20 protein-coding genes and 1 tRNA gene are annotated in these 22380 nt (G+C 57.5%); 11 read left to right on the top strand and 10 right to left on the bottom strand.

What is annotated here, in order from left to right:
• Nucleotides 1-53: 53 nt before the first annotated feature.
• Nucleotides 54-518 carry a peptidylprolyl isomerase gene (locus HY36_RS05155; protein WP_035549491.1) on the top strand — a complete coding sequence of 155 codons (465 nt, stop codon included), beginning with the start codon at nucleotides 54-56 and terminating at the stop codon, nucleotides 516-518.
• Between the two features lie 28 nt (nucleotides 519-546).
• Nucleotides 547-2151, top strand: a complete 1605-nt coding sequence (locus HY36_RS05150) for a stimulus-sensing domain-containing protein (RefSeq protein ID WP_035549488.1) — start codon at nucleotides 547-549, stop codon at nucleotides 2149-2151.
• 3 nt (nucleotides 2152-2154) lie between these two features.
• Here HY36_RS05150 and acs read toward each other — a convergent pair whose 3' ends face one another.
• From acs to HY36_RS05135, 3 genes are all read right to left on the bottom strand, one after another.
• Nucleotides 2155-4101 (bottom strand): acetate--CoA ligase, encoded by a 1947-nt coding sequence (acs, locus tag HY36_RS05145; protein ID WP_035549584.1) that lies wholly within the window; start codon nucleotides 4099-4101, stop codon nucleotides 2155-2157.
• A gap of 120 nt (nucleotides 4102-4221) precedes the next feature.
• Nucleotides 4222-5988 carry a sodium:solute symporter family protein gene (locus tag HY36_RS05140; protein ID WP_035549485.1) on the bottom strand — a complete coding sequence of 589 codons (1767 nt, stop codon included), beginning with the start codon at nucleotides 5986-5988 and terminating at the stop codon, nucleotides 4222-4224.
• Nucleotides 5989-5991: 3 nt separating this feature from the next.
• Nucleotides 5992-6258, bottom strand: coding sequence for a DUF4212 domain-containing protein (locus HY36_RS05135; RefSeq protein WP_035549482.1), 267 nt, complete (start codon nucleotides 6256-6258; stop codon nucleotides 5992-5994).
• Nucleotides 6259-6523: 265 nt separating this feature from the next.
• Here HY36_RS05135 and HY36_RS05130 point away from each other — a divergent pair, with 265 nt between their 5' ends.
• Together HY36_RS05130 and pth are read left to right on the top strand one after the other, a co-directional pair.
• Nucleotides 6524-7171: a 50S ribosomal protein L25/general stress protein Ctc gene (locus tag HY36_RS05130; RefSeq protein ID WP_035549480.1), complete on the top strand. Its 648-nt coding sequence runs from the start codon at nucleotides 6524-6526 to the stop codon at nucleotides 7169-7171.
• A gap of 86 nt (nucleotides 7172-7257) precedes the next feature.
• Nucleotides 7258-7860, top strand: a complete 603-nt coding sequence (gene pth, locus HY36_RS05125; RefSeq protein WP_035549583.1) for an aminoacyl-tRNA hydrolase — start codon at nucleotides 7258-7260, stop codon at nucleotides 7858-7860.
• Nucleotides 7861-7868: 8 nt separating this feature from the next.
• Here the strand turns inward: pth and HY36_RS05120 are convergent, their stop codons facing one another.
• The gene (locus HY36_RS05120; RefSeq protein WP_035549476.1) at nucleotides 7869-8792 is read right to left on the bottom strand and encodes a Gfo/Idh/MocA family protein; all 924 of its coding nucleotides are present in this window, start codon (nucleotides 8790-8792) and stop codon (nucleotides 7869-7871) included.
• 171 nt (nucleotides 8793-8963) lie between these two features.
• Between HY36_RS05120 and HY36_RS05115 the strand changes: the two genes are divergently transcribed.
• From HY36_RS05115 to HY36_RS05105, 3 genes are all read left to right on the top strand, one after another.
• On the top strand, nucleotides 8964-9986 hold the full coding sequence (locus tag HY36_RS05115; RefSeq protein ID WP_035549474.1) for an NADP-dependent oxidoreductase: 1023 nt from the start codon (nucleotides 8964-8966) through the stop codon (nucleotides 9984-9986).
• Nucleotides 9987-9988: 2 nt separating this feature from the next.
• On the top strand, nucleotides 9989-10900 hold the full coding sequence (locus tag HY36_RS05110) for a hypothetical protein (protein ID WP_035549471.1): 912 nt from the start codon (nucleotides 9989-9991) through the stop codon (nucleotides 10898-10900).
• A 100-nt stretch (nucleotides 10901-11000) separates the two neighbouring features.
• Nucleotides 11001-11267, top strand: a complete 267-nt coding sequence (locus tag HY36_RS05105; RefSeq protein WP_027836466.1) for an HU family DNA-binding protein — start codon at nucleotides 11001-11003, stop codon at nucleotides 11265-11267.
• Between the two features lie 37 nt (nucleotides 11268-11304).
• Here HY36_RS05105 and HY36_RS05100 read toward each other — a convergent pair whose 3' ends face one another.
• Nucleotides 11305-12723: an MATE family efflux transporter gene (locus HY36_RS05100; RefSeq protein WP_035549468.1), complete on the bottom strand. Its 1419-nt coding sequence runs from the start codon at nucleotides 12721-12723 to the stop codon at nucleotides 11305-11307.
• Nucleotides 12724-12735: 12 nt separating this feature from the next.
• Nucleotides 12736-14112, bottom strand: coding sequence for a class II 3-deoxy-7-phosphoheptulonate synthase (locus tag HY36_RS05095; RefSeq protein WP_035549582.1), 1377 nt, complete (start codon nucleotides 14110-14112; stop codon nucleotides 12736-12738).
• Between the two features lie 152 nt (nucleotides 14113-14264).
• Between HY36_RS05095 and HY36_RS05090 the strand changes: the two genes are divergently transcribed.
• Nucleotides 14265-15566 carry an AAA family ATPase gene (locus tag HY36_RS05090; protein ID WP_035549465.1) on the top strand — a complete coding sequence of 434 codons (1302 nt, stop codon included), beginning with the start codon at nucleotides 14265-14267 and terminating at the stop codon, nucleotides 15564-15566.
• Between the two features lie 62 nt (nucleotides 15567-15628).
• Nucleotides 15629-17200, top strand: coding sequence for a caspase family protein (locus tag HY36_RS05085; RefSeq protein ID WP_035549462.1), 1572 nt, complete (start codon nucleotides 15629-15631; stop codon nucleotides 17198-17200).
• A 23-nt stretch (nucleotides 17201-17223) separates the two neighbouring features.
• On the opposite strand, the gene gor is transcribed toward HY36_RS05085, so the two are convergent.
• The 3 genes from gor to glmU are packed head-to-tail and all read right to left on the bottom strand — an operon-like array spanning nucleotide 17224 to nucleotide 20751.
• A complete protein-coding gene (gene gor / locus HY36_RS05080) occupies nucleotides 17224-18624 on the bottom strand; it encodes a glutathione-disulfide reductase (protein WP_035549460.1) in 1401 nt (466 codons plus the stop codon).
• Between the two features lie 49 nt (nucleotides 18625-18673).
• A complete protein-coding gene (rpiA, locus tag HY36_RS05075) occupies nucleotides 18674-19375 on the bottom strand; it encodes a ribose-5-phosphate isomerase RpiA (RefSeq protein WP_035549457.1) in 702 nt (233 codons plus the stop codon).
• A gap of 5 nt (nucleotides 19376-19380) precedes the next feature.
• Nucleotides 19381-20751 carry a bifunctional UDP-N-acetylglucosamine diphosphorylase/glucosamine-1-phosphate N-acetyltransferase GlmU gene (glmU, locus tag HY36_RS05070; protein ID WP_035549581.1) on the bottom strand — a complete coding sequence of 457 codons (1371 nt, stop codon included), beginning with the start codon at nucleotides 20749-20751 and terminating at the stop codon, nucleotides 19381-19383.
• Between the two features lie 85 nt (nucleotides 20752-20836).
• On the opposite strand from glmU, the gene HY36_RS05065 reads away from it, so the two are divergent.
• Nucleotides 20837-21517 carry an HAD-IA family hydrolase gene (locus tag HY36_RS05065; protein ID WP_035549455.1) on the top strand — a complete coding sequence of 227 codons (681 nt, stop codon included), beginning with the start codon at nucleotides 20837-20839 and terminating at the stop codon, nucleotides 21515-21517.
• On the opposite strand, the gene HY36_RS05060 is transcribed toward HY36_RS05065, so the two are convergent.
• Entirely contained in the window at nucleotides 21514-21762 is a 249-nt protein-coding gene (locus tag HY36_RS05060) for a hypothetical protein (RefSeq protein WP_027836475.1), read from the bottom strand. The two genes, HY36_RS05065 and HY36_RS05060, sit on opposite strands and share 4 nt — an antisense overlap.
• A gap of 476 nt (nucleotides 21763-22238) precedes the next feature.
• Here HY36_RS05060 and HY36_RS05055 point away from each other — a divergent pair.
• A tRNA-Val gene (locus HY36_RS05055) sits at nucleotides 22239-22313 on the top strand.
• Nucleotides 22314-22380 lie beyond the last annotated feature (67 nt).

The raw sequence follows: 22380 nt of genomic DNA, 5'->3' as shown, positions 1-22380 counted from the left end.
CTCCATCATTCAATAGCCAGACTTCAGATTAGCACAAGCAATAGGATAACTTCATGGCAGACCCGGAAAACACCCTGCTTCTCGAAACCTCAAAAGGATCGGTGAAGATTGAGCTTCGCCCAGACCTGGCCCCCGGTCACGTCGAGCGCATCAAGGAACTGGCGCGCGAAGGATTCTATGACGGCATCATCTTCCACCGCGTTATTGACGGCTTCATGGCACAGGTCGGTTGCCCACAAGGCACGGGCATGGGCGGATCGTCCAAACCGGACCTGAAAGCCGAATTCAACGCAGAGCCACACGTCCGGGGAACATGCTCCATGGCGCGCACATCTGCGCCCCATTCGGCCAACAGCCAGTTCTTTATCTGCTTTGACGACGCCCGCTTCCTCGACCGCCAATACACTGTCTGGGGTCAGGTAACCGAAGGCATGGATGTCGTTGATCAACTGGCCAAGGGCGAGCCACCGCGCAATCCCGACCAGATCGTCAGCATGAAAGTCGCTGCGGACGCCTGATCGAAGGCACGCAGTCAGGCAGGCCAGGATGGCGAACGGTAAAGTCAGTCGTAAAGCGATCGCGCGGCATGGATCGAAAGTATTCGGTTCGCGCATCGCCCGGCTGATCTTCGCGTCCAACCTGGCCGGCCTTGCCATCCTCATCATCGGCGCGATGGTTCTGAATGAAATGCGCGCCGGTTTTGTCGTCTCCAAGAAGCAGGATCTTGTCGCGCAGGCGCAAATCTTTACGAGTCTTCTGGGCGACGATGCCACGACACCTGCGCCCCTGCTGGACGTCGAAGCTGCCCGGCAGACAATTGTCCGGCTGAACCTGCCTGAACGAGTTCGCGCCCGCATCTATACGCCGGACGGCGAATTGGTTGGCGACAGCTTCTATCTTTCCGAACGCGTAGATATCGACGCCCTGCCTCCATTGCAGGAACCAAGCGATTTTGCCCGGCTCGGCGCGAGCCTCTCGGAATGGGCAAGTGACACGCTCGGCCCGATCATGCCACGGCGCAGCTCCGAAGCGTTGGTTGCCCAGAGCTTTGAAGAGGAATTCGAGATTGCCGTCCGCGGACAAGAAGCCGCCAGCCAGCGTTTTTCGGATCGTGGTCAGCGCATCATCTCGGTCTCAATGCCGATCCAGCGAGTGTCCGCCGTTGTCGGAGTACTGACGCTGGAATCAAATGATATCGACGAAATCATACGGTCTGAACGCGCCGCCCTGATCCCGTTCATTGGCGTAGCCGTACTTGTCGCGTTTATCACATCCGTTCTTTTGACGCTCGGAATCGCGCGCCCCTTGCGCCGGCTTTCAGTGGCGGCTGACCGTATCAAGGCCGGAACATCTGACAGTATCGATATCCCGGCGCTCAATAGTCGCAAAGACGAAATCGGCAATCTCGCCGAGTCCATGCAAAACATGACCGAAGCGCTTCTGGAACGCATTCAGGCCAACGAACAATTCGCAGCGGACGTGGCGCACGAACTGAAGAATCCTCTCACTTCAATTCGGTCCGCTGTTGAAACAGCCGAACGGGTTCAGGACGATCCTGTCGCTCTGGAACGGCTCCGCCAAGTGATTGCACAAGACGTGAAGCGCCTTGACCGTCTGATTACAGACATTTCAAACGCGTCCCGCCTCGAAGCTGAAATGACGCGCGTACCGACCGAGCAAATGGATATTGCCGGTTTCGTGCACCACGTCGTGCAGACCTATGAGGGGCTCGGCCGGGATGATCGGTCGGTCCATGTCGAATTCCGCGACGATACGATGGGTGCGCGGCTTCTCGTGCGCGGTCGTGATGGCCCACTGGGCCAGGTCGTCCGAAACCTGATCGACAATGCGCGCTCATTCTCTCCAGAAGGCGGCGAAGTGTTCGTCATCGTCGACCAGAGCAATGATGGCCCACAAACCATCGCCCGCATCATGGTTGAGGACAGCGGCCCGGGCATTCCGGAAGACAAGCTCGAAAAGATTTTCAGTCGCTTCTATACGGATCGCCCCGCCGGAACCGCGTTTGGCAACAATTCCGGACTGGGCCTCTCCATTGTGCAGCAGATCGTGACGACGCATCGCGGGAAAGTCTGGGCCGAAAACCGCGCCGAGGGCGGCGCGCGTTTCGTGGTCGACCTTCCCGCAATCTAGCCCCTAGCGATTCTGCCGGTTCTCGATCAGATCATCTACCACTTCGGGTTCAGCCAGCGTCGATGTATCCCCAAGGTTCGAATACTCATTCTCGGCAATCTTGCGCAGGATACGTCGCATGATCTTGCCGGAGCGCGTCTTCGGCAGACCCGGAGCAATCTGAATCAAATCCGGGCTCGCAATCGGGCCAATCTCCTGGCGCACATGCTGAATCAGGTTTTTTACCAGCGCGTCGTCGACATCAACTCCCTGGCGTAGGGTGACATAGGCATAAATGCCCTGCCCCTTCACATCATGGGGGTAGCCTACAACAGCAGCTTCCGCGACCGCATCATGACTGACGAGCGCGCTTTCGACTTCAGCAGTCCCCATCCGGTGACCTGACACATTGATCACATCATCCACGCGTCCGGTGATCCAGTAGAATCCATCCTCATCCCGTCGACAGCCATCGCCCGTGAAATAGGTTCCGGGATAAGCAGTAAAGTAAGTATCGATGAAGCGCTGATGATCCCCATAAACAGTGCGCATTTGCCCTGGCCAACTGTCCGTGATCAGCAGATTTCCATCAGCCGCCCCCTGCAGCTCGGTTCCGTCCGCATCGACCAAAACAGGCTTGATACCGAAGAATGGGTGGCTGCCGGCTCCCGGCTTCATATCCGTTGTGCCCGGCAAGGGGACAATCATCGTACCGCCGGTCTCGGTCTGCCACCACGTATCCACGATGGGGCATCGCTGCTCACCGACAACATGAAAGTACCATTCCCAGGCTTCGGGGTTGATCGGCTCGCCGACGGTCCCCAACAATCGGATGGATTTGCGTGACGTCTTGTTGACCGGCTCCTCGCCTTCTCGCATCAGCGCGCGGATAGCAGTCGGCGCGGTGTAAAAGATCGTAACGTTCTGTTCGTCACACACCTGCCAGAAACGTGACGCGTCGGGATAGGTCGGCACGCCTTCGAAGACGAGGCTGGTCGCGCCATTCGCAAGCGGTCCGTACACGATATAAGTGTGACCAGTCACCCAACCGACATCGGCCGAGCACCAGAACACGTCGTCCTCTTTCAGGTCAAAGACATATTCGTGCGTCATCGAAGCCCAGACCAGATACCCACCGGTCGTGTGCAACACGCCCTTGGGCTTTCCAGTGGACCCCGACGTGTAAAGAATGAATAGCGGGTCTTCGGCGTTCATCGGCTCTGGCGGGCAATCCGAAGAAATGCCTTCCGCGGCCTCGTGCAGCCAATGATCGCGGCCTGCTTTCATGCCGACCTTTGCGCCCGTGCGCTTGACCACCAACATCTTCTCGACCATGCCGCCTGCAATCTCTGCAGCCTTGTCCGCGTTGACCTTCAGCGGCACTTTCCGGCCGCCGCGCACGCCCTCATCTGCGGTGATCAGGAACTTTGATTCACAATCCGTGATCCGCCCGGCCAAGGCTTCCGGGCTAAAGCCACCAAAGACAACGGAGTGGACCGCCCCGATGCGCGCGCAAGCGAGCATGGCGTATGTCGCCTCCAGGATCATGGGCATGTAGATCGTGACCCGGTCGCCCTTCTGCACGCCCAGCTTCTTGAGCACATTGGCGAACTTGCACACCGCCGTGTGAAGCTGGCGGTAGGTCATCTTGTGCGTCATGCCGGGCTCATCCCCCTCCCAGATGAGCGCAACCTTATCCCCGCGAGTTTCAAGGTGCCGGTCCAGGCAATTGGCAGACACATTCAGAACGCCATCCGAATACCACTTCACGTACAAATCGCCCGTCTCCCACGAGACATCCTTCACGACCGTATAGGGTTTGATCCAGTCGAGCCGCTTGCCGTGCTCGCCCCAGAATGCTTCCGGGTCCGCGATCGATGCCTCATACATCTCGCGATACTTGTCCGGAGTCAGGTTTGCCTTGGCTGCAAACTCTGCAGGTACCGGATAGGTTTTCGCTGTTTCGGTCATGAACGCCTCTTGGTCTGTTGTTTCCTGCATACGCTTATCGCCGCGATGATGCGCCCCCTCGCATCAACGTCAACATCCAGATTTGGGAAAACCCGGGGACTTTCCAAAATTTCAGCTTGGTCAGCTCGGCATCTGGGCCGCATCTCCCGCGCCATGCGGCCTGCGAGTCCCCGGCACGCGGATGTCCTCGACCAGATCCTGAACCTCCTGTGGAGGCGCTGGTGTAAACAGAGCGACGACGACGCCCACGGTCAGCGAAACAAACATGAACAGGAAGCCGATCCCTTCAGGCGACACGCCGAACCACCAATTTACAGGATCCGTGTCCACGAACTTGAAATAATAGATATAGCTGAACGTGGAGACGAGCCCGGTGAGCATGGAGGCGATTGCCCCTTCCCGGTTCATGCGCTTCCAGAAGATTCCCAGCACGATAACGGGAAACAGCGATGCAGCCGCCAGCCCGAAGGCGAAAGCCACAACCTGCGCAACAAAGCCGAGCTTGGCAGTGTTCATCCCCATGATTCCGGCCAGGATGACTGCACCCGCCGCCGATGCCCTGGCGACCCGCAACTCATCCTTGTCGGACATGCTGGTGAAGAAGGTCCGCCGACACAGATCATGCGAGATGGATGACGAAATCACCATCAACAGACCTGCCGCAGTAGACAGCGCTGCCGCCAAACCACCCGCCACAACCAGGCCAATCACCCAGTCCGGAAGATTGGCGATGGACGGATTGGCCATCACGAAGATGTCGCGATCCAGTTTCGTCACTTCGTTCTCGTCACCCGCTCGATACTGGATGACGCCGTCGCCATTCTTGTCCTCAACACCGAGCAAACCGGTTCTTTCCCAATCCTTGAACCATTCGGGAATTGGTTTTCCGCCTTCCGCAACGATCTCCGCAGCTTCGGCGACATAATCTGCATCGTCCGCGACATAGGTCGACTCGTTGACGGTATCGATGAAGTTCAGTCGCGCGAAAGAAGCCACCGCTGGCGCCGTTGTATAAAGCAGGGCAATGAAGACCAGTGCCCACCCCGCAGACACGCGCGCAGCGCGAGGACTGGAAACGGTGAAGAAGCGTATGATGACATGCGGTAGCCCTGCCGTTCCGAACATCAGCGCGCCTGTGATGGCGAACATGTCGATCATCGTTTTGTTGGTTTGCGTGTATTCCTGAAACCCGAGATCCTGAACCACCGTGTTCAACTTCTCCAGCATGGCCACATCTTCCCCACGCACGTTCGAAATGAACCCCAATTGCGGCACGGGATTTCCGGTGATGATGAGAGAGATGAAGATCGCCGGAACGGTATAGGCGAAGATCATCACACAATATTGCGCCACCTGTGTGTAGGTGATGCCCTTCATGCCGCCGAGCACGGCATAGACGAACACGATCGCCATCCCCACCATGATGCCAGTGTTGAACTCGACGCCGAGGAAGCCGGAGAAGGCGACCCCCACCCCCTTCATCTGCCCGGCGATATAGGTAAACGAGACGAAAAGCGCGCAGATCACAGCGATCAGACGCGCCGCGGTCGAGTAATAGCGGTCACCTACGAAATCCGGCACGGTGAACTTGCCGAACTCCCTCAGGAATGGCGCAAGCAACAGGGCGAGCAGGACGAACCCGCCGGTCCACCCCATCAGGTAGACTGAGCCGCCATACCCCAGGAATGCGATCAGTCCCGCCATCGACAAGAAGGACGCGGCGGACATCCAGTCTGCCGCCGTTGCCATTCCATTCACGGTCGGATGCACATCATGGCCGGCGACATAGAAATCATTCGTTGATCCCGCCCGTGCCCACAAGGCGATGGCGATATAGGTGCCGAAAGTGCCGACCACCCAGAAGTACGTCCAGAAATCCAACCCCACCGTTTATACCCCCACGCCGTACTTCTTTTCGAGGCGGTTCATTGCGCGGCAATAATAAAAGATGAGCACGACGAAGACATAGATTGCCCCATTTTGCGCGAACCAAAAGCCGAGCGGCGCGCCGCCAATCGAGAAATTGTCGAGCAGATCGCGAAACAGGATGCCAGCCCCGTACGAGACGGCGAACCAAATCACGAGCAGGCTGAGGGTCAGGCGGACCACAGCACGCCAATACCCTTTCTTGTCGACCTCTGTCGGCAATTGAGACATGGATTTTCCTCCCTGGCCGTCTGCGCAGCCCTTGTTACAACCAAGCTGCACGAATGCTGTGAATTGATAAAGGGATTTTCGGAAACCGTGCTGAAGGCAACGTTCAAACCTGCCTCCTTGCCGCACATGCCGCTGAAGCCTTGCCATTACTGGCCTTATGGGCTATCCGCGCGCCTTCAGAAACGGCGGCGCAAGGCCGTGCGTGTCAGCTTCTTACCTCATCAACGGAAAATGAGAGGCGGAGTCGAGGGCGAAAGGAAAACCCATGTCCAAATCAAACATCTCCTTTAACGTCGAATTGCGCGAGCGCACCGGCACAGGCGGTTCCCGCGCAGCGCGCCGCGAAGGCCTCGTCCCAGGCGTTCTCTATGGCGGCGGCGAAGATCCGGTTGCGATCTCCCTGAAGCGCAACGAAGTGCTGAAAGCCATCGAGACGGGCCATTTCCTGTCCTCGACCGCAACGCTCGTCCACAAAGGCGAAAAGCAACTCGTTATCCCGCAAGCCATCCAGATGCACCCGGTTTCCGACCAGCCGATGCACGTTGACCTGTTCCGCGTCAGCCGCGACCAGAAGATCAAGGTGGAAGTCCAGGTTCACTTCGTGGGCGAGGAAGTCTCTCCAGGCCTCAAAAAAGGTGGCACACTCAACGTTGTGCGCCACACCGTCGAACTGCTCGTACCTGCCGGCAACATTCCGGAGTCGCTTGAAGCTGACGTATCCGCGCTCGAAATCGGCGACAACGTAAAGATCTCCGACATCAACCTGCCGGGCGATGCGGAACCGACCATCACCGACCGTGACTTCACCATCGCGACCATTGCTGGCCGCACAGCAGCCGCAGCAACCACCGACGAAGAAGGTGATGAGGCAGACGGTGAAGCTGCCGAAGCCAGCGAAGAGTCTGAAGACTGATCCAGGCGATTTGGTCCCGTGTGTCCGGCCTTCTGGGGCTGGGCACACAGCCAGACCCTGCTAATTCGGAAGAGGGAGGCCCCATCGTGCTCATTCTTTCCGGTCAGGGAAATCCAGGCGAAAAGTATGCGAAGAACCGGCACAATGCCGGTTTTCTCGTTTTGGACGAGATCCATGCCGCCTACGGGTTCCAGCCTTGGCGCTCCAAATTTGAAAGCGAGATCGCAGAAGGCTTTGTCGGTCCGGACCGCGTAAAAACGCTGCTCGTCAAACCCCAGACCTTCTACAACGAAACCGGGCGCGCGCTGTCAAAGGTCGCCCAGTTCTACAAGCTGTCTGCGGATGACATTGTGGTTCTGCATGACGAGATCGATCTTGCCCCCGGACGCCTGCGCCTGAAGCAAGGCGGTGGTCATTCAGGAAATAACGGCATCCGGTCAATGATCGCCCATTTCGGTGAAAATTTCCGACGCGTCCGCATTGGGGTCGGGCATCCCGGCGACAAATCGCGCGTCATGCCCTACGTTCTCTCCGATTTTTCAAAAGCAGATCACGACTGGTTTGATCCACTCGTCAAAGCGATTTCCGACGCCCTCCCCTTCCTGGCAGGCGGCAATGACGAACGCTTTCAGACGGAGGTGATGCGCTTGGCGCCTGCCCCCAAGAACGACCCGAAACAACAGCGCTGAAAATCTGGCTATTCGCCGAGTTTGGCGAGAACTGCCCGTTCGGCCGCTTCTGCCATCGCTACCGCGCCGACCGTACCATGCGCCGGAACCGGGCTGCGGCCGAGGCCCAAGCAGGCTGCGTAAAAGCCTTCGTCCGCAGCACCCAGCGGATCTGGCAGATCCGCTGCAATGTCGACGCGAACATCATATGGCGTCGTGTTCACCAATTGGCGCGTCAGGAAGTCGATCGAAATTTCGCCTGACGGGTAGACGACATGCATCGTACGCTCACGAGCCTCGGCGGCGCGACTCGCACGCAAACGCGCAACACCGCCGCTTGCATAGGTGAACTGCGCATTCGCTTCATCGATATGTTCTGAATGGACGCGCTTGCCGCTGGCCATTACGCCAGTGAACTCATTTCCCATCATCATCGCGGCCAGATCCAGATCATGGATCATGAGGTCCCATATTACCGAAACGTCGCCCGCACGATTGTCTGGCGCTGGCGGCCCCGCCCGCACCGACTCGATCAACAGGGGTGTTTCTTCAATTGCCAGCACGCCCATTGCGCGGGCGACGAAACGCTCCTGATGCCCAACCTGCAGGATGCGTCCACGTGCAGCTGCTTCATCAGCGAGATCACGCGCGGCTTTCCCGGTCAAAGCCAGCGGCTTTTCAACGAGTACATGGCAATGGGCCTCAATCGCCTGGCGCGCTAGTTTCTCATGCCAGACAGCTGGAACGGCGATCACGATCGCATCGCAATCCTCGAGGAACTTTTCGTAATTGTCATAGCCCTTGGCCCCAAACTGACCGGCAATACGCGAAGCTCGCTCCAGATCGATATCGAACACGCCGACAAGCTCCGTGCGAACTGAAGCAGCCGCTTTCTGCGCGTGATAGTTACCGAATACTCCAGCGCCAGCGACGCCTACTTTCAATGTGGTCATAACAGAAGGGCCCTCATACCCGTCCCTTAAGACACTGCATCCCGCCAAGTCGCAAGCCTTCGGTTCAGACGGAGCAGACACAGAGAATTACAGATTCTTTCGCCTCGCCCCCTTCACACGCAAGAGGGGCCGGTCCACTTACGCCTCTACAAAACACAGGAAGGAAACATCATGACAGCCCTCACATCGACGGAATGGTCCCTCGCCGCACGCCCGGTTGGCATGCCAAAAATGTCGGACTTTCAGAAAACCACTATTGATGTCGCCCCTCCCGGCGCCGGTGAAGTTCAAGTGAAGAATGAGTGGATGTCCGTCGACCCCTACATGCGCGGACGGATGTATGATCGCGAAAGCTATGTGCCTCCCTTCCAGATTGGCGAGACCATGCAGGGCGGCGCGGTTGGACGCGTCACCATCTCAAACCATCCGGACTACAAGGAAGGCGATCTGGTCTCCTCGATGGCAGGCTGGCGGACTGCATGGGTTGCGAAGCCGGAAATGGTGATGGCGCAAAAGCTGCCGGATGTCGGCCTTCCGGAAAGTACGTTCCTTGGCGTAGCCGGCATGCCGGGCCTTACGGCCTATGCAGGCATCCTTCGTATCGCGGAACTCAAAGAGGGCGACACGGTCTTCGTATCTGGTGCAGCCGGTGCTGTCGGATCAACTGTTGTCCAGATCGCCAAGATCAAGAATTGCACCGTCATCGGTTCAGCGGGCGGTGCGGAAAAAAGCGAGTTCGTGAAATCTCTCGGCGCTGATCACGTGATCGACTACAAAGCCGCCGGTGGCTATGAGGGCCTCGTGAAGGCGTTGAAAGACGCAGCCCCAAAAGGCATCGATGTCTACTTCGATAATGTGGGCGGAGATCATCTGACAGCCGCGATCGAGTGCGCACGGCCAATGGCGCGCTTCGCCGAATGCGGCATGATTGCCCAGTACAACGATACCGGCACGCCCGTGGGCCCGCACAACATCATCCAAGTGGTTGGCAAACAGCTTAAGATTCAAGGCTTCATCGTATCGAGCCACGCAGATATGCAGCCCGCTTTCTTTGAAGACATGGCGAAGTGGATCTCGTCCGGCCAGATGAAATTCGAAGAGACTGTAAAGGAAGGGATCGACAAGGCGCCTGAGGCGTTTCTCGGTCTGTTCGAAGGTGCCAATACCGGCAAGATGCTGGTCAAGCTGGGGTAGTTATGTCGCGTCTGTTTGATGCCTACATCATGGTGGACTGGAGCGCCGCGTCAAAACCTGTGACGGGGAAAAACTCCATATGGATCGGAATCCTGGCTAAGGATGCCCGGCTGAAGTTCCAGTATCAGTCTGCCAACATTGATACGCGCCTGAAAGCGCGGACCTTTCTGGAAGGCATCATTGCCAAGCTGACAGGGCGCGGAGATCGCGTCCTGATCGGCTTCGATTTCTCACTTGGTTACCCTGCAGGCACAGCGTCGGCGCTCGGTCTGGACGTGTCCGACCAAAAGCCCTGGCAAGCCATGCACGCCCACCTGGCGTCGAAAATGAAAGACAAGCCGGACAATTCAAATCCGCGCTATGCCATCGCTGCAGGCATGAACTACGCCATTTCCAAGGGCCCCTATCCGTTCTGGGGGGCGCCAGCGAGGGATGTCGTTTCCACGCTGTCCGGCACGAAGCCAGACTTCGACGGCCAGCCTTTGCCAGAGTACCGGTTCGTTGAGACGCATCTGCGCGACGCCAAACTCGGCCAACCCAAATCAGTCTGGCAACTCGCCTATACGGGCAGCGTCGGCAGCCAGTCGCTTACCGGTATTCCGCACGTACATGCACTTCGTCAGGCACTGCCGGAGTCTCGTATCTGGCCTTTCGAGTTCGAAGATGGCGAAATGACCGAGGAAACGCTGGAGGGCGTAAAAATCGTTTTCGCCGAAATTTACCCATCGCTAGTTCCCCTTAAGGCTGAAAAAGGTGAGGCACCCGACGCCGCACAGGTACGCCAGATTGCCCACCATTATTCGGACCTGGATGGAAAAGGTGTTCTGGGAAGGCGAATTTCCACAAATAACTCCCTTGATGAGGGAAAAATTTCGCAAATTCAGGCAGAAGAGGGCTGGATTCTTGGCGCATAGCCCGTCTTTATTGGGGTTTCGACATATTCACGCCTTACGAATCGTGGGTAAGTCGCTGCAACGGCGGGGGATCGCCGTTTAACATTAGAGGAGAACCCCTATGAACAAGGGCGAACTTACAAAGGCTGTCGCAGCTGAATCCGGTCTGTCGCAGAGCGACGCTGGCAAAGCCGTAGACGCTGTTTTCGACGCAATTGCTGGCGCCGTGAAAGACCGTCAGCAAGTGGCCATCGCAGGCTTCGGCACATTCTCGGCGAAAACCCGGAATGCTCGCACAGGCCGCAACCCAGCCACAGGCGAAGAAATCAAGATCCCGGAAAAGACATCGGCTGCTTTCAAGCCGGCTTCGGCTCTGAAAGACCTCTAGGGTTCCTCGGGGCCTTCCAGCCCTGAACAACAGGAATTCAAACGGCGCGTCGGCTCGGCTGGCGCGCCGTTTTCCATTCCAGCAACATGGTTTGAAGGATCCCTGCTGTAAACACGCCGATGAACACGCCTTCCATCATTCCCTGCGCTCCGCGGCCCTCCACGATGCCAAGCCAGTAACAGGCCGGCAGCATCACCAGGAAGAACGAGCCAATGTGGATCAGGCTCGGCGACCAGACGATCTCCTGCGCCCTCAAGGCAAAGGACGCCGTGGCCTGCAACCCGTCAAAGACCGTCACTACCGACGCCATGACAAGCAGGGCTGCGATCCCGGTTGCCAAATGCACGCCTCCGATCATCGCATCATCTTTCACCAGGAAGCCTGCCAGTGTGTCGTTGAACAAGATCAGGATAATTCCCAGTCCCACGCCCATCAAGATCGTCGCCGCCACGCCGAGGCGCCCGGCATCGCGCATCTCATCCAGATTTCGGCGTCCATAGGCCTCCGCCACGCGAACGCTCGTCGCTGTCGCAATACCCAGATAAAACATGAAGCAAAGCCCCATGATCTGGATAGCGTACCCATAGACCGAATTGGCAGCGAGACTGATCCAGGTCGCAATGACGAAGGTCAGATTGAAGCCGCCCCATTCGGCAACATTGCTAATTGCGGTGCCCGTGCCGACAGACAATTGGCGACGCGCTTCGTTCGCCGGAGCCTTGGGGGACTTTCGCAGAGCCGGCGTCAGGAGAACAACGGCGACAAGCAGCAACACTGTTATGAACAGGCGTGACCCTGTGGTTGCCCACGCAACGCCTTCTGCCCCCATCGGTTCAAAGCCCCAGAAACCGGCGACCAATGCCAGGTCGATGATCGCATTCACGAACACACCGAAATACATGACGCCGGACACGAGCAACGGTCGCCGCAACGCTTCAAGATAGTACCCGCAAACCGTCGAGATCATGAACCCGACCATGCCATAGGACAGGATGCGCGTGACAGATGCGACAGACCCGGCGACGGTATGCGGGTCGACGATCTCCTCGATATCGGTTGGGGGCGCGATATCGACGAACAGCCACGTGAACAACGCATCCGCCGAGAAATAGACCAGCCCCATCAGCAGGAAGCCAAGCCAGACGCTGGTCCAAAGGCCCCGCCTGAAAATGCGCCCGCTTTCTTTCTCGCGACCGATTCCAAGCAACTCTGATGTAAGAACCTGCACGCCGAGCAAAACACCAAGCCCAAGCCCCAGCGACACGCCCATCGGCAGCCAGGAGTTCAGAATATAAGGCAACTGCCCCGGCGCGTATTGGCCGAGCACGATGGCGTCCGTGACGGCCATCAACATCTGCGACATGCGCGTAAACGCAATCGGTATCGACAGCCGCAACAGGTCAGTAATGTCGGCAGGCCGCGCCCAGGCGGGCCAGCCCAGGCGATGCGTACGCATGGAACTGTCTCTTTATCCCGCTTTCAGCGCCGGGGTGCCACTTGCGCCCACGGACTGCAGCTTCTCTGCGATCATGAAGGCCAGTTCAAGAGCCTGCTCGCCATTCAGGCGAGGATCGCAGTGAGTGTGGTAACGAGATGACAGGTCCTCTTCCGAAATGGCCTGAGCGCCGCCGATACATTCGGTTACGTTCTGGCCGGTCATTTCGAAATGCACGCCGCCCGGATAGCAGCCTTCGGCCGACAGCACGTCCACGAACTGGCGCACTTCCGAAAGAATGCGGTCAACTGGACGGGTCTTGAAGCCGCTATCCGTCTTCAGCGTGTTGCCGTGCATCGGATCACAAGACCAGACGACTGTTCGGCCACTCTGCTTCACAGCGCGTACCAGCGGCGGCAGGCCCTGCGCCACACCATCCGATCCGAAACGGGAGATCAGCGTGATCCGGCCTGCCTCGTCATTCGGATTGAGCGTATCGATCAGGCGTAGCAATTCATCCGTCTCAAGCCCTGGTCCGCATTTGATGCCGATCGGATTGCGAACGCCTTTGCAGAAATTGACATGCGCATGGTCGACCTGACGGGTGCGGTGACCAATCCACAGCATGTGTGCCGACGTGTCATACCACTCGCCTGAGGTGGAATCGATGCGGGTGAGAGCCTCTTCATAGCCCAGCAGAAGCGCTTCATGGCTTGTATAGAACTCGACCTGCGCCATTTGCGGCACGCTGTCCGGCGTAACGCCACAGGCCTTCATGAAGTCAAGCGACTTGGAAATCTGATCAGCCAGTTGCTCATAGCGCGCGCCTTGTGGGCTACGGTCTACGAAGCCAAGCATCCAGCGGTGCACGTTCGCGAGGTTAGCATAGCCGCCTTGGCTGAATGCACGCAGCAGGTTCAGCGTCGCTGCGGACTGAGAATAAGCCTGCGTGAGGCGCTCCGGGTCCGGCAAACGGCTTTCCGGCGTGAAATCCATGCCGTTGATATTGTCACCGCGATAGGAAGGCAGCGTCACACCGTCAATCGTCTCAACGGGAGAAGAACGAGGCTTACCAAACTGGCCAGCAATACGGCCGACTTTCACCACCGGCTTTGACGCCGCGAAAGTCAGGACTACCGCCATTTGCAGGATCACGCGGAAAGTGTCGCGGATATTGTCCGGATGGAACTCCTTGAAGCTTTCGGCACAATCGCCGCCTTGCAGCAGGAAGGCCTCACCGGCAGCGACTTCACCAAGGCGTTGTTTCAGACGACGGGCCTCGCCTGCGAAGACCAGCGGCGGAAAGCTTTTCAGCTTTTCCTCTACTGCAGCGAGCGCAGCAGAATCCGGATAGTCTTCCGGAATATGCTTTGCTGGCAGTTGGCGCCAGTCTGAGGGGGTCCAGGTCATCTTAAATACTCCAATCGTGAGCCGCATTAATCACATGGCAGGCAGTCGCTCAAGTTTCACCATAATTTCACAGCAGATTGCTGGCGGAATCATGATTTGGCCCTTTAGTAATTCTGCAGGCTCGTCGTCACCATAGGATCACCCGCCCCATCATGTCGCACGTCTTCATCAGCCACTCCGCGAAAGACTTCGACGCGCTGCTCGAGCTGCACGAAGCACTGCGCGCTGCCTCCATCCCCGATTGGTACGTGCCGAATGATGGCGGGTCACGCGAAACCGCCAATCAATCCATTGACGACGCTTTCGCCATGATCGTTCTGGTGTCCGCGTCGTCGGTGCGGTCCAAGGCGGTAAAGCAGGATGTTGAGCGGGCAAAGGCGCGTGGCCTCAAGCTCATTCCGTACCAGATTGACAAGGCGCGTCTCAACGGATTTTTCAAACACGAAGTCCTCCCCCATCTGCGCCTGTCTTCAACGACGCCGGACGGGTTGAAACAACTCGTTGCCGAAACCAAGCAGGCCTACAAGAAGAAATGCCCTGTCGTTGCCGTGATGAATCTGAAGGGCGGCGTGGGCAAAACCACTGTCACCAGCCAGGTCTTTGGCGCATGGCAGGGCGCGCTAGGCGGCCGTATCCTGCTGATTGATCTCGACCCGCAATATAATCTCACCCAGACATTTTTCGAAATGGACGTTGCGGACTCCAGCGCCGCCGAAGATCGTTCGGTCATATCCTTGTTTGAAAAGTCCCGGCTCCACGCCCGGGACGCCTCCAGTCCCGCAGATTCCTGGCTTACTCTGTCGACCGATCCGTTTGCCCCTACCCGGCGAGAGAAAATCGTGCATGAACTCATGGGGGAAGGCAGTCCCGGCGGGCGGCTGGATCTCGTCTCAGGACAGTTTGAGATTTCGAAATACGCATTTGCTTCAGACCCAACCGCGCTGGAAATGATCAAGGAACATTTCCTTCAATCGATCGAACGCTATCGCAGCGACTATGATTTGATCGTCTTCGATACGAACCCGAACGCAACCTTCCTGACGCGGTGCGCGCTTGAGGCCGCTGACCGCGTTCTGGCGCCCATGCATGCCGACATCTATTCCCTGCGCGGCGTGCGCCTGCTCAATCAGGTCATCAAGGAGCAGATTCCGGCGGACAAGCGACCCGACTTATCTGTATTGTTCAACGCAGTAGGCCGCTCTGAGCAATCCTCCTTCGAGGCGGACGCGCGCAATGGCACATATAATGCGAAGGCAGGGTTCGATCTTGCGAGGGCCCTGATGCGGGCCGCCCTGCCCCGATCCGGACACCTCCAGGTCAAGGCGCCTCAGGAAGGCCAACCGGCCTGGAAACAGCTGACCATCCATTCCGGACGTGGCGGCGGACTAAAACCCATCCGCGAGAGCCTGAAGGCGGTCGCGCTTGAGCTGAAACTACTCCTCGAAGACGCTTGATGCGTGACACCTTGGCGGTGTCCCCCTAGTATCTCGGCAGGTGGATATAGGGGACACGCACAATGTCCATGTTCAGATACTGTTTCGCCCTGCTCTTCTGTGCGGTGCTCGCTTGTCAGGCGCTGGCGGATGAGAAACGCATCGCGCTCCTGATCGGAAATCAGGATTATCCCCCGGAAGTCGGCGCGCTGACCAACACGCACCAAGACGTTCGTACGATGGAAGCGGCACTCATCGATGTCGGCTTCGAGACCATGCCCGGCTTTGATCTGGATGAAGACGGAATGGAAGACGCCTTCGATGCGTTCGAAGCTCGCATCTCCGAAGAGGCTGACGCTGGGCACGAAGTGATCGCATTCTTCTACTATTCGGGCCACGGCGCGGCGGCCTATGAAGATCGTGAGGCTCGCAATTACCTGATCCCTGCCAGAGAGAGCATCACGGCGGCGAGCCATATTTTCCGCAAAGGCGTCGAATTGGAAGATGTTCTTTCCAGTCTCCAATCCACGCAGGCGAAGGCTGTCTTTGTTGTGTCGGATGCCTGCCGCAATGAATTGAAGTTCGCTTTCTCCAAATCCATTGCAGACAAGGGCATGACCCGCGTATCGCAGCGTCCGGGCATGCTTGTAGCCTTCGCCACAGCAGCGGGCGAAACCACACCCGATGACGGCCTCTTTGCAAATACGTTGGCGGAAGAAATTCGAAGACCGGGACAAGACGCCGTCGTGGCATTCTATCAGGCGCTCGCCGAAGTCTCCGACAAACGCAAGTCTTCGAGCCGCCCGTTCATGGCACCCGGCAAGCTGCCGCGAGGGCTTTGCTTTGCGGGTTGCACCTCGTCCCCTGCGCACAGCGGCGAACCCAACGAACCAACTCGAAAGGCCGATTACTGGTTTACGGAAGACACTGAGTATTCTTTGTTCCAGGAGAATGCAGTTCTCAAGGCAACTGTGAACGGACTCGAATACACCATCCACGAATTCGGTTATGGCGCGCCAAAAGTGGAGTTACTCAAAGACTTTAACGCTGACGGCACGTTGGATGCCGTGATTTCGGTGCATGATGGCGGCAATTGCTGCCCGGCAAAATACTACTTTGTGGCGGACATGGGCAGCGGGCACTTCCTCGTGAGCGAGATTGAAGACATCTACGCGTGGGATCCGCCAACGGCTGAGCTCCATGAAGGGCGCTGGGTGGCGCGCTTCGTCTCACTCAACGAAAGCCAGAATACGGAAGACTTCAAGCAGGACATCCACTTATACTCACTGAAAGGCGACAAACCTGAGCTCGTACTGAAAACGTTCAAACGCGAGGCCGCCGCCGTCTCCGAACTACGGTCCAGCATGTTCGAGGACAATGATGACGCATCCGAGATGCAATCGCTTCAGTTCGATTTTGACGATGACGGCACCGTAGATACGCTCACATGCGGCTTCTGGTCCCGCTGGGGACGGCTGACTGCATGCGAAGTAAAACTCGCCGGAGGCGATGAGCCGATCGCGATTGAAACATCCTGCAAGCGCCTTGGCGTACTGGATGCCCGCCGCAACGGGCTCTCCATGCTGGTCTGTGATTCAGATCAGGTGCACGCGTTCGATGCGAAGTCCGACGCCTATATCCTACTTGAAGATTAGGCGTCAGGCGCGATCATGGACGCCTAGACCTCCTGAACATCCGGTACCCATTTCTGGCGCATCGTGACAAGCTCCTCTGCCGAGGATGGGTGCAGCGCACAGGTCCGGTCGAAGTCAGGCTTGGTTGCCCCCATTTTCACCGCAATGCCCGCGATCTGGATCATCTCCGCCGCATCCTCGCCCACGATGTGAACGCCAAGCACCTTCTCATCGGATGCACGCACCACCAGCTTCATAAGGGTTCGCGTTTGGTCCCCATTCAGCGCATTCTTCATCGGCTTGAACTTGGTCTTGTAGATGTCGATCTCGCCAAACTCCTTGCGGGCATCGGCTTCAGTCATGCCGACTGTACCGACCTCTGGCTGAGTGAACACAGCCGTCGGAATGTCCGTGTGGTCGAAGTGCCAGGGCTTGTCATAGAACTCCGTCTCAGCGAAAGCGTGCCCTTCGCGAATGGCTACGGGCGTCAGGGCAACACGATCCGTAACGTCGCCAACTGCCCAGATATTGTCGACATTTGTCTTTGACCATTCATCAACCGGGATCGCGCCTTTTTCGTTCACGTCCACACCAGCATTCTCACAGCCAAGTCCTTCCGTGTTCGGACGGCGACCAACTCCCATCATGATCACGTCGCAGTCGATGCTATGCCCATTTTTCAGGGTCAGGTGCAGCGGCAGGTCCGCCCCCTCGCGCTTCTCAATCACCTCGAACACGGTACCAGTTATCACCTGGACGCCCGCCTCTTTGAGGCCCTCGTGAACTTCTGTACGTACATCGGCATCAAACCCGCGCAGCACTTCTTCGCCGCGATAGACCAGGCAGGTTGGCACACCAAGACCGGCAAAGACGTGGGCAAACTCGACTGCGATATAACCGCCACCTGCGATCACCAGATGCTTTGGCAGTTCATCCAGATGGAAAATCTCGTCAGATGTGATCGTATGCTCAACACCCGGCAACTCATCCTCGGAAGGACGCCACGGACGGCCACCAACAGCAACAAGGATCTTTTTTGCCGTTACGGTCTTGCCGCTGTTCTTCAGCCGCAGCGTGTGCTTGTCGACAAACTCCGCGCGATCCTCGAAGATCTCGACACCAGAATTCTTCAGATTGCGGAAATAGATGCCAGACAGGCGATCGACCTCAGCGTGCATGGCCGTGGCAAATTTTGTGTGATCATAGGAGACCTCACCGGTCGACCAGCCATAGCCTTCAGCCTTCTTGATGTCTTTGCCGTACTTGCTGGCATAGACCATGAACTTCTTTGGCACACAGCCGCGGATGACGCAGGTTCCGCCCATGCGATATTCTTCCGCGAGGCCCACCTTGGCGCCGCTCAACGCGGCCAGCCTGCCTGCGCGTACGCCGCCTGATCCTCCACCAATTACGAACAGGTCGAAGTCATAGGTCGCGTCAGTCATGAAGGTGTCCTTGAATCTTTACTGGTTTCGCACCCCATATGAGGCGCCATCAGGAGAATTCAAACACCGTCGCACCATTCTCATTGCCGATAATCACTGTGCGAGCCAGCCCGATGAACAAACCGTGCTCCACGACACCCGGCACATTGGACAAGCGCGCAGCGAGCGCTTCGGCGTCAGGAATGCGGCCGCAATGGCAATCGAGAATGTGATTGCCCCCATCCGTTACCACCAGCTCACCGTTGGAAAGTGAGCGCAACTCGACGCGTGGACGATCAATTCCCGACGCGGCAAGCACATCATAAACCAGCTTTGCCGTGATCGTATAACCGAACGGTGTGACCTCTACCGGCAAGGGAAACTTTCCGAGACGCTCGACCTGCTTTGATGGGTCCGCGATCACCACCATGTGATCGCTGGCATTTGCAATGATTTTCTCGCGCAGCAAGGCCGCGCCGCCCCCCTTGATCAACTGCCCCTGCTCGTCGACCTCATCTGCGCCGTCGACGGTCAGATGAATGCGCTCAACCTGTTCGAACGGGATCAGCGGCACACCCAGGCTGCTGGCCAGTCGCCGCGTCTGTTCGCTGGTTTCGATACACCGCACAACAAGGCCATCGGCCACTTCTTCGGCCAGCAGCTCAACAAAGAACTTTGCAGTGGAGCCCGTGCCCAGCCCGATGGTCATGCCGTCTTCAACGAACTCCATCGCTGCGAGCGCGGCGTTCTCCTTTTCCTTTTCGTTCGCCATCAGCCTCAGCCCTTCTTCTTCTCTGCTTTTTCCGCCGCTTTTCGCGCGCGAAACTCACCTGCCCAGTGTTCTTTTTGCGTCTGCCGTGCGCGGCCTAATGCAAGAGCATCTGGCATCACGTCGTCGGTGACTACACTGCCGGAACCAACAATGGCACCGCGACCAATGCTCACCGGCGCGACCAGCGCGCTGTTGGAACCAATGAAGGCGTTGTCGCCGATTGTCGTCTTGTATTTCAGATAGCCATCGTAATTGCAGAAGATCGTGCCCGCGCCGATGTTCACGTTCGCTCCGACTTCGCCATCGCCCAGATAAGACAAATGACTGGCCTTCGCCCCCTCGCCCATCGTCGTGTTTTTCACTTCGACGAAATTACCAACGAACGCATCTTTCGACAGGATCGCGCCGGGGCGAAGACGCGCATATGGCCCAACAGAACATCCTGGCCCGACCTCGGCGCCCTCCAGATGGCTGAATGCCCGGATGGTGGCGCCTGACTGTACCTTGACACCTGGCCCGAAGACGACGTTCGGCTCGACAATGACATCTGGCTCAAGAACCGTATCATGAGAGAACCAAACCGTGTCCGGCGCGATCAGTGAAACGCCGCTTGTCATTGCCTCAATGCGCCGTCTCGATTGGAAAATCGCCTCTGCTTGCGCAAGATCGGCCTTTGAATCGCAACCGATCAGGTCTTCCTCCTCGCAGCGCACAGCCTTGCAGGTTTTCCCGTCTGCGCGCGCCAGGGCTACAAGGTCCGTGAGATAGTATTCACCCTTGGCGTTGTCGTTCGTCACGCTTTGCAGAAGGCGCAACATGGTATCGGCGTCGCCTGCCATGACACCGGAGTTGCAAAGCGTCACATCAAGCTGCTCCGGTGTCGCCTCACGCGCTTCAACGATCGCCTCCAGATCACCATCGCCAGACGTAATCAGACGACCGTACAGACCCGGCTCCGCGGCATCGAAGCCCAGCACGCCGATTGCAGCGTTGTTGGCGAGACTGTCGAACAGGCTTTCGATGGCCGTTGCCGGCACAAGAGGGCTGTCTCCATATAGAACCACCAGGTCGCCATCAAAGCCGGCGAGCGCGTCCTCGGCACACCGCACGGCGTGACCGGTTCCCATTGGCGGATCCTGAAATGCGATGCTCTGCTCGCCAAGCTGTGGGCCAACGTGATCAATCAGCACCTGTTGAGAGGGATGGGCAATCACCACGATGCGTTCGCAGCCCACCTGCCGGGCAAGCGCGATCGACCAATCGACCATCGGGCGCCCGGCCACCTTGTGCATTACCTTCGGGAGATCGGACTTCATCCGCGTTCCCTTGCCAGCGGCTAGAATGACGGCAGCGCGTTGTCTGGACGGAGTTTCCACAGGATTTGACCTCTCGATTTCCCAAGTCCTTTCGCCTAGACCAAAGGCCGATTCAAGGCGAAACCAAAAAGGAAATACCACCGTCATGACAAAACCCTTCGACGGATGGACCATTGTCTTCGATCTTGACGGCACGCTCGTGAATACCGCGCCAGACCTGTTGGAAGCGCTTAATCACGTACTAACCAATGCCGATCTGGCCCCCGTACCGCTGGATTCGATTGAAACCATGATCGGTCAAGGCGCGCGCGCAATGATCACAAAGGGTCTTCAATCGCACGGCATCGCGCCCTCAGAAGAAGACCTCGACGCGTTCCTGACGCAATTCCTCGACTATTATGCAGGAAATATCGCGGATCACTCACATCCCTTCGAAGGGGTTGCTGAAGCGCTGAACACCTTGGCGGACCGTGGCGCAACGCTCGCGGTCTGCACCAACAAGAAGCAGGATCTGTCAGATCAACTATTGAACGAACTAGGCCTGACGGAGCATTTCGCCGCCATTGTGGGATCTGACAGCGTGCCAAGCCGCAAACCGGATGGAGACCATATCCTGCGCACCGTCACCGCGGCAGGCGGCGTATCAGGCAAGGCAGTCATGGTCGGCGATTCCCGGACAGACGAAAGGGCAGCCCGGGATGCCGGACTGCCCTTCATTTTCGTGCCATTCGGCTACGAACAGGAAACTCCAGAACAATTGAGGCCCGACATAGTGCTGGAGCACTATTCCGATCTCGTCTCTGTTTTGGAGAATTGGATCAGCTAGGCCGTAGCTTCGCGCTGCTCGCGCGGACGGTAGCTTGGACGGGCAGAGCCCGATTCATTTGCAATACGGCGACGCGGCATACCGTTCACCATGTTGCTGCGCACATCAGTGCGAGCGGAGCGCATGGCAGGCACAAAGCCAGCATCGATCAGATCGACATCAACCTCGTAGCCACGCTCTGCCCAATAGGCACTAATTTTCTCGCGCAGGCGCTTTGCGCCTTCTTCGTCACACCAGTCTTTCATTTTTCTCTCTCTCCAGGCTGTACTGTTATTGAGGCCTTTGGCCCCCGCCTGTCCTTCTTATGTTTTACCACGCAGCCCGTTACCCGGGCCGTCCTTGTGTGACCGGAACATGACGACCTTTTGTATTTTTCTCAAGGCTAATTTCGAATGAAACTAGTGTAAGGTTTTGCGATGAACATCTGTTCATACTGAATATTTGTTCATATTGATGTTAGCGTGAACAAAAATGTCCGTTTCGTCTCAAAAAATGCTAGAAACCGACAAATACTTGTCCCCGGATCTGGGGACATGTGCCCCCCGAAGAGGAAAAATTGCAGATTTTCCCCCTCAAGGATGCATGCGCAAACGATTGTATTGAATACTAGGAATGCGAATTTGCATGGCGATTTTTCCGCTTTTAACGAGAATCAGTGCCAGCAGACATCCGCTATTGACCTCAATCGACCCCCGGATTACGCCAGTCGCTTCGCAGAATCGGGTGATTAGCTCAGTGGTAGAGCACTGCCTTCACACGGCAGGGGTCAGTGGTTCGAACCCACTATCGCCCACCATTGCCGCGTCCCCACCTGCAGGTAATCTGCATTCAGCACATCCGCAGCATCTAATTCATGGTCCACG

The organism is Hyphomonas atlantica corrig., from assembly GCF_000682715.1.
GTDB classification, from domain to species: Bacteria; Pseudomonadota; Alphaproteobacteria; order Caulobacterales; family Hyphomonadaceae; genus Hyphomonas; species Hyphomonas atlantica.
This window is presented reverse-complemented; position numbering and strand designations above follow the sequence as displayed.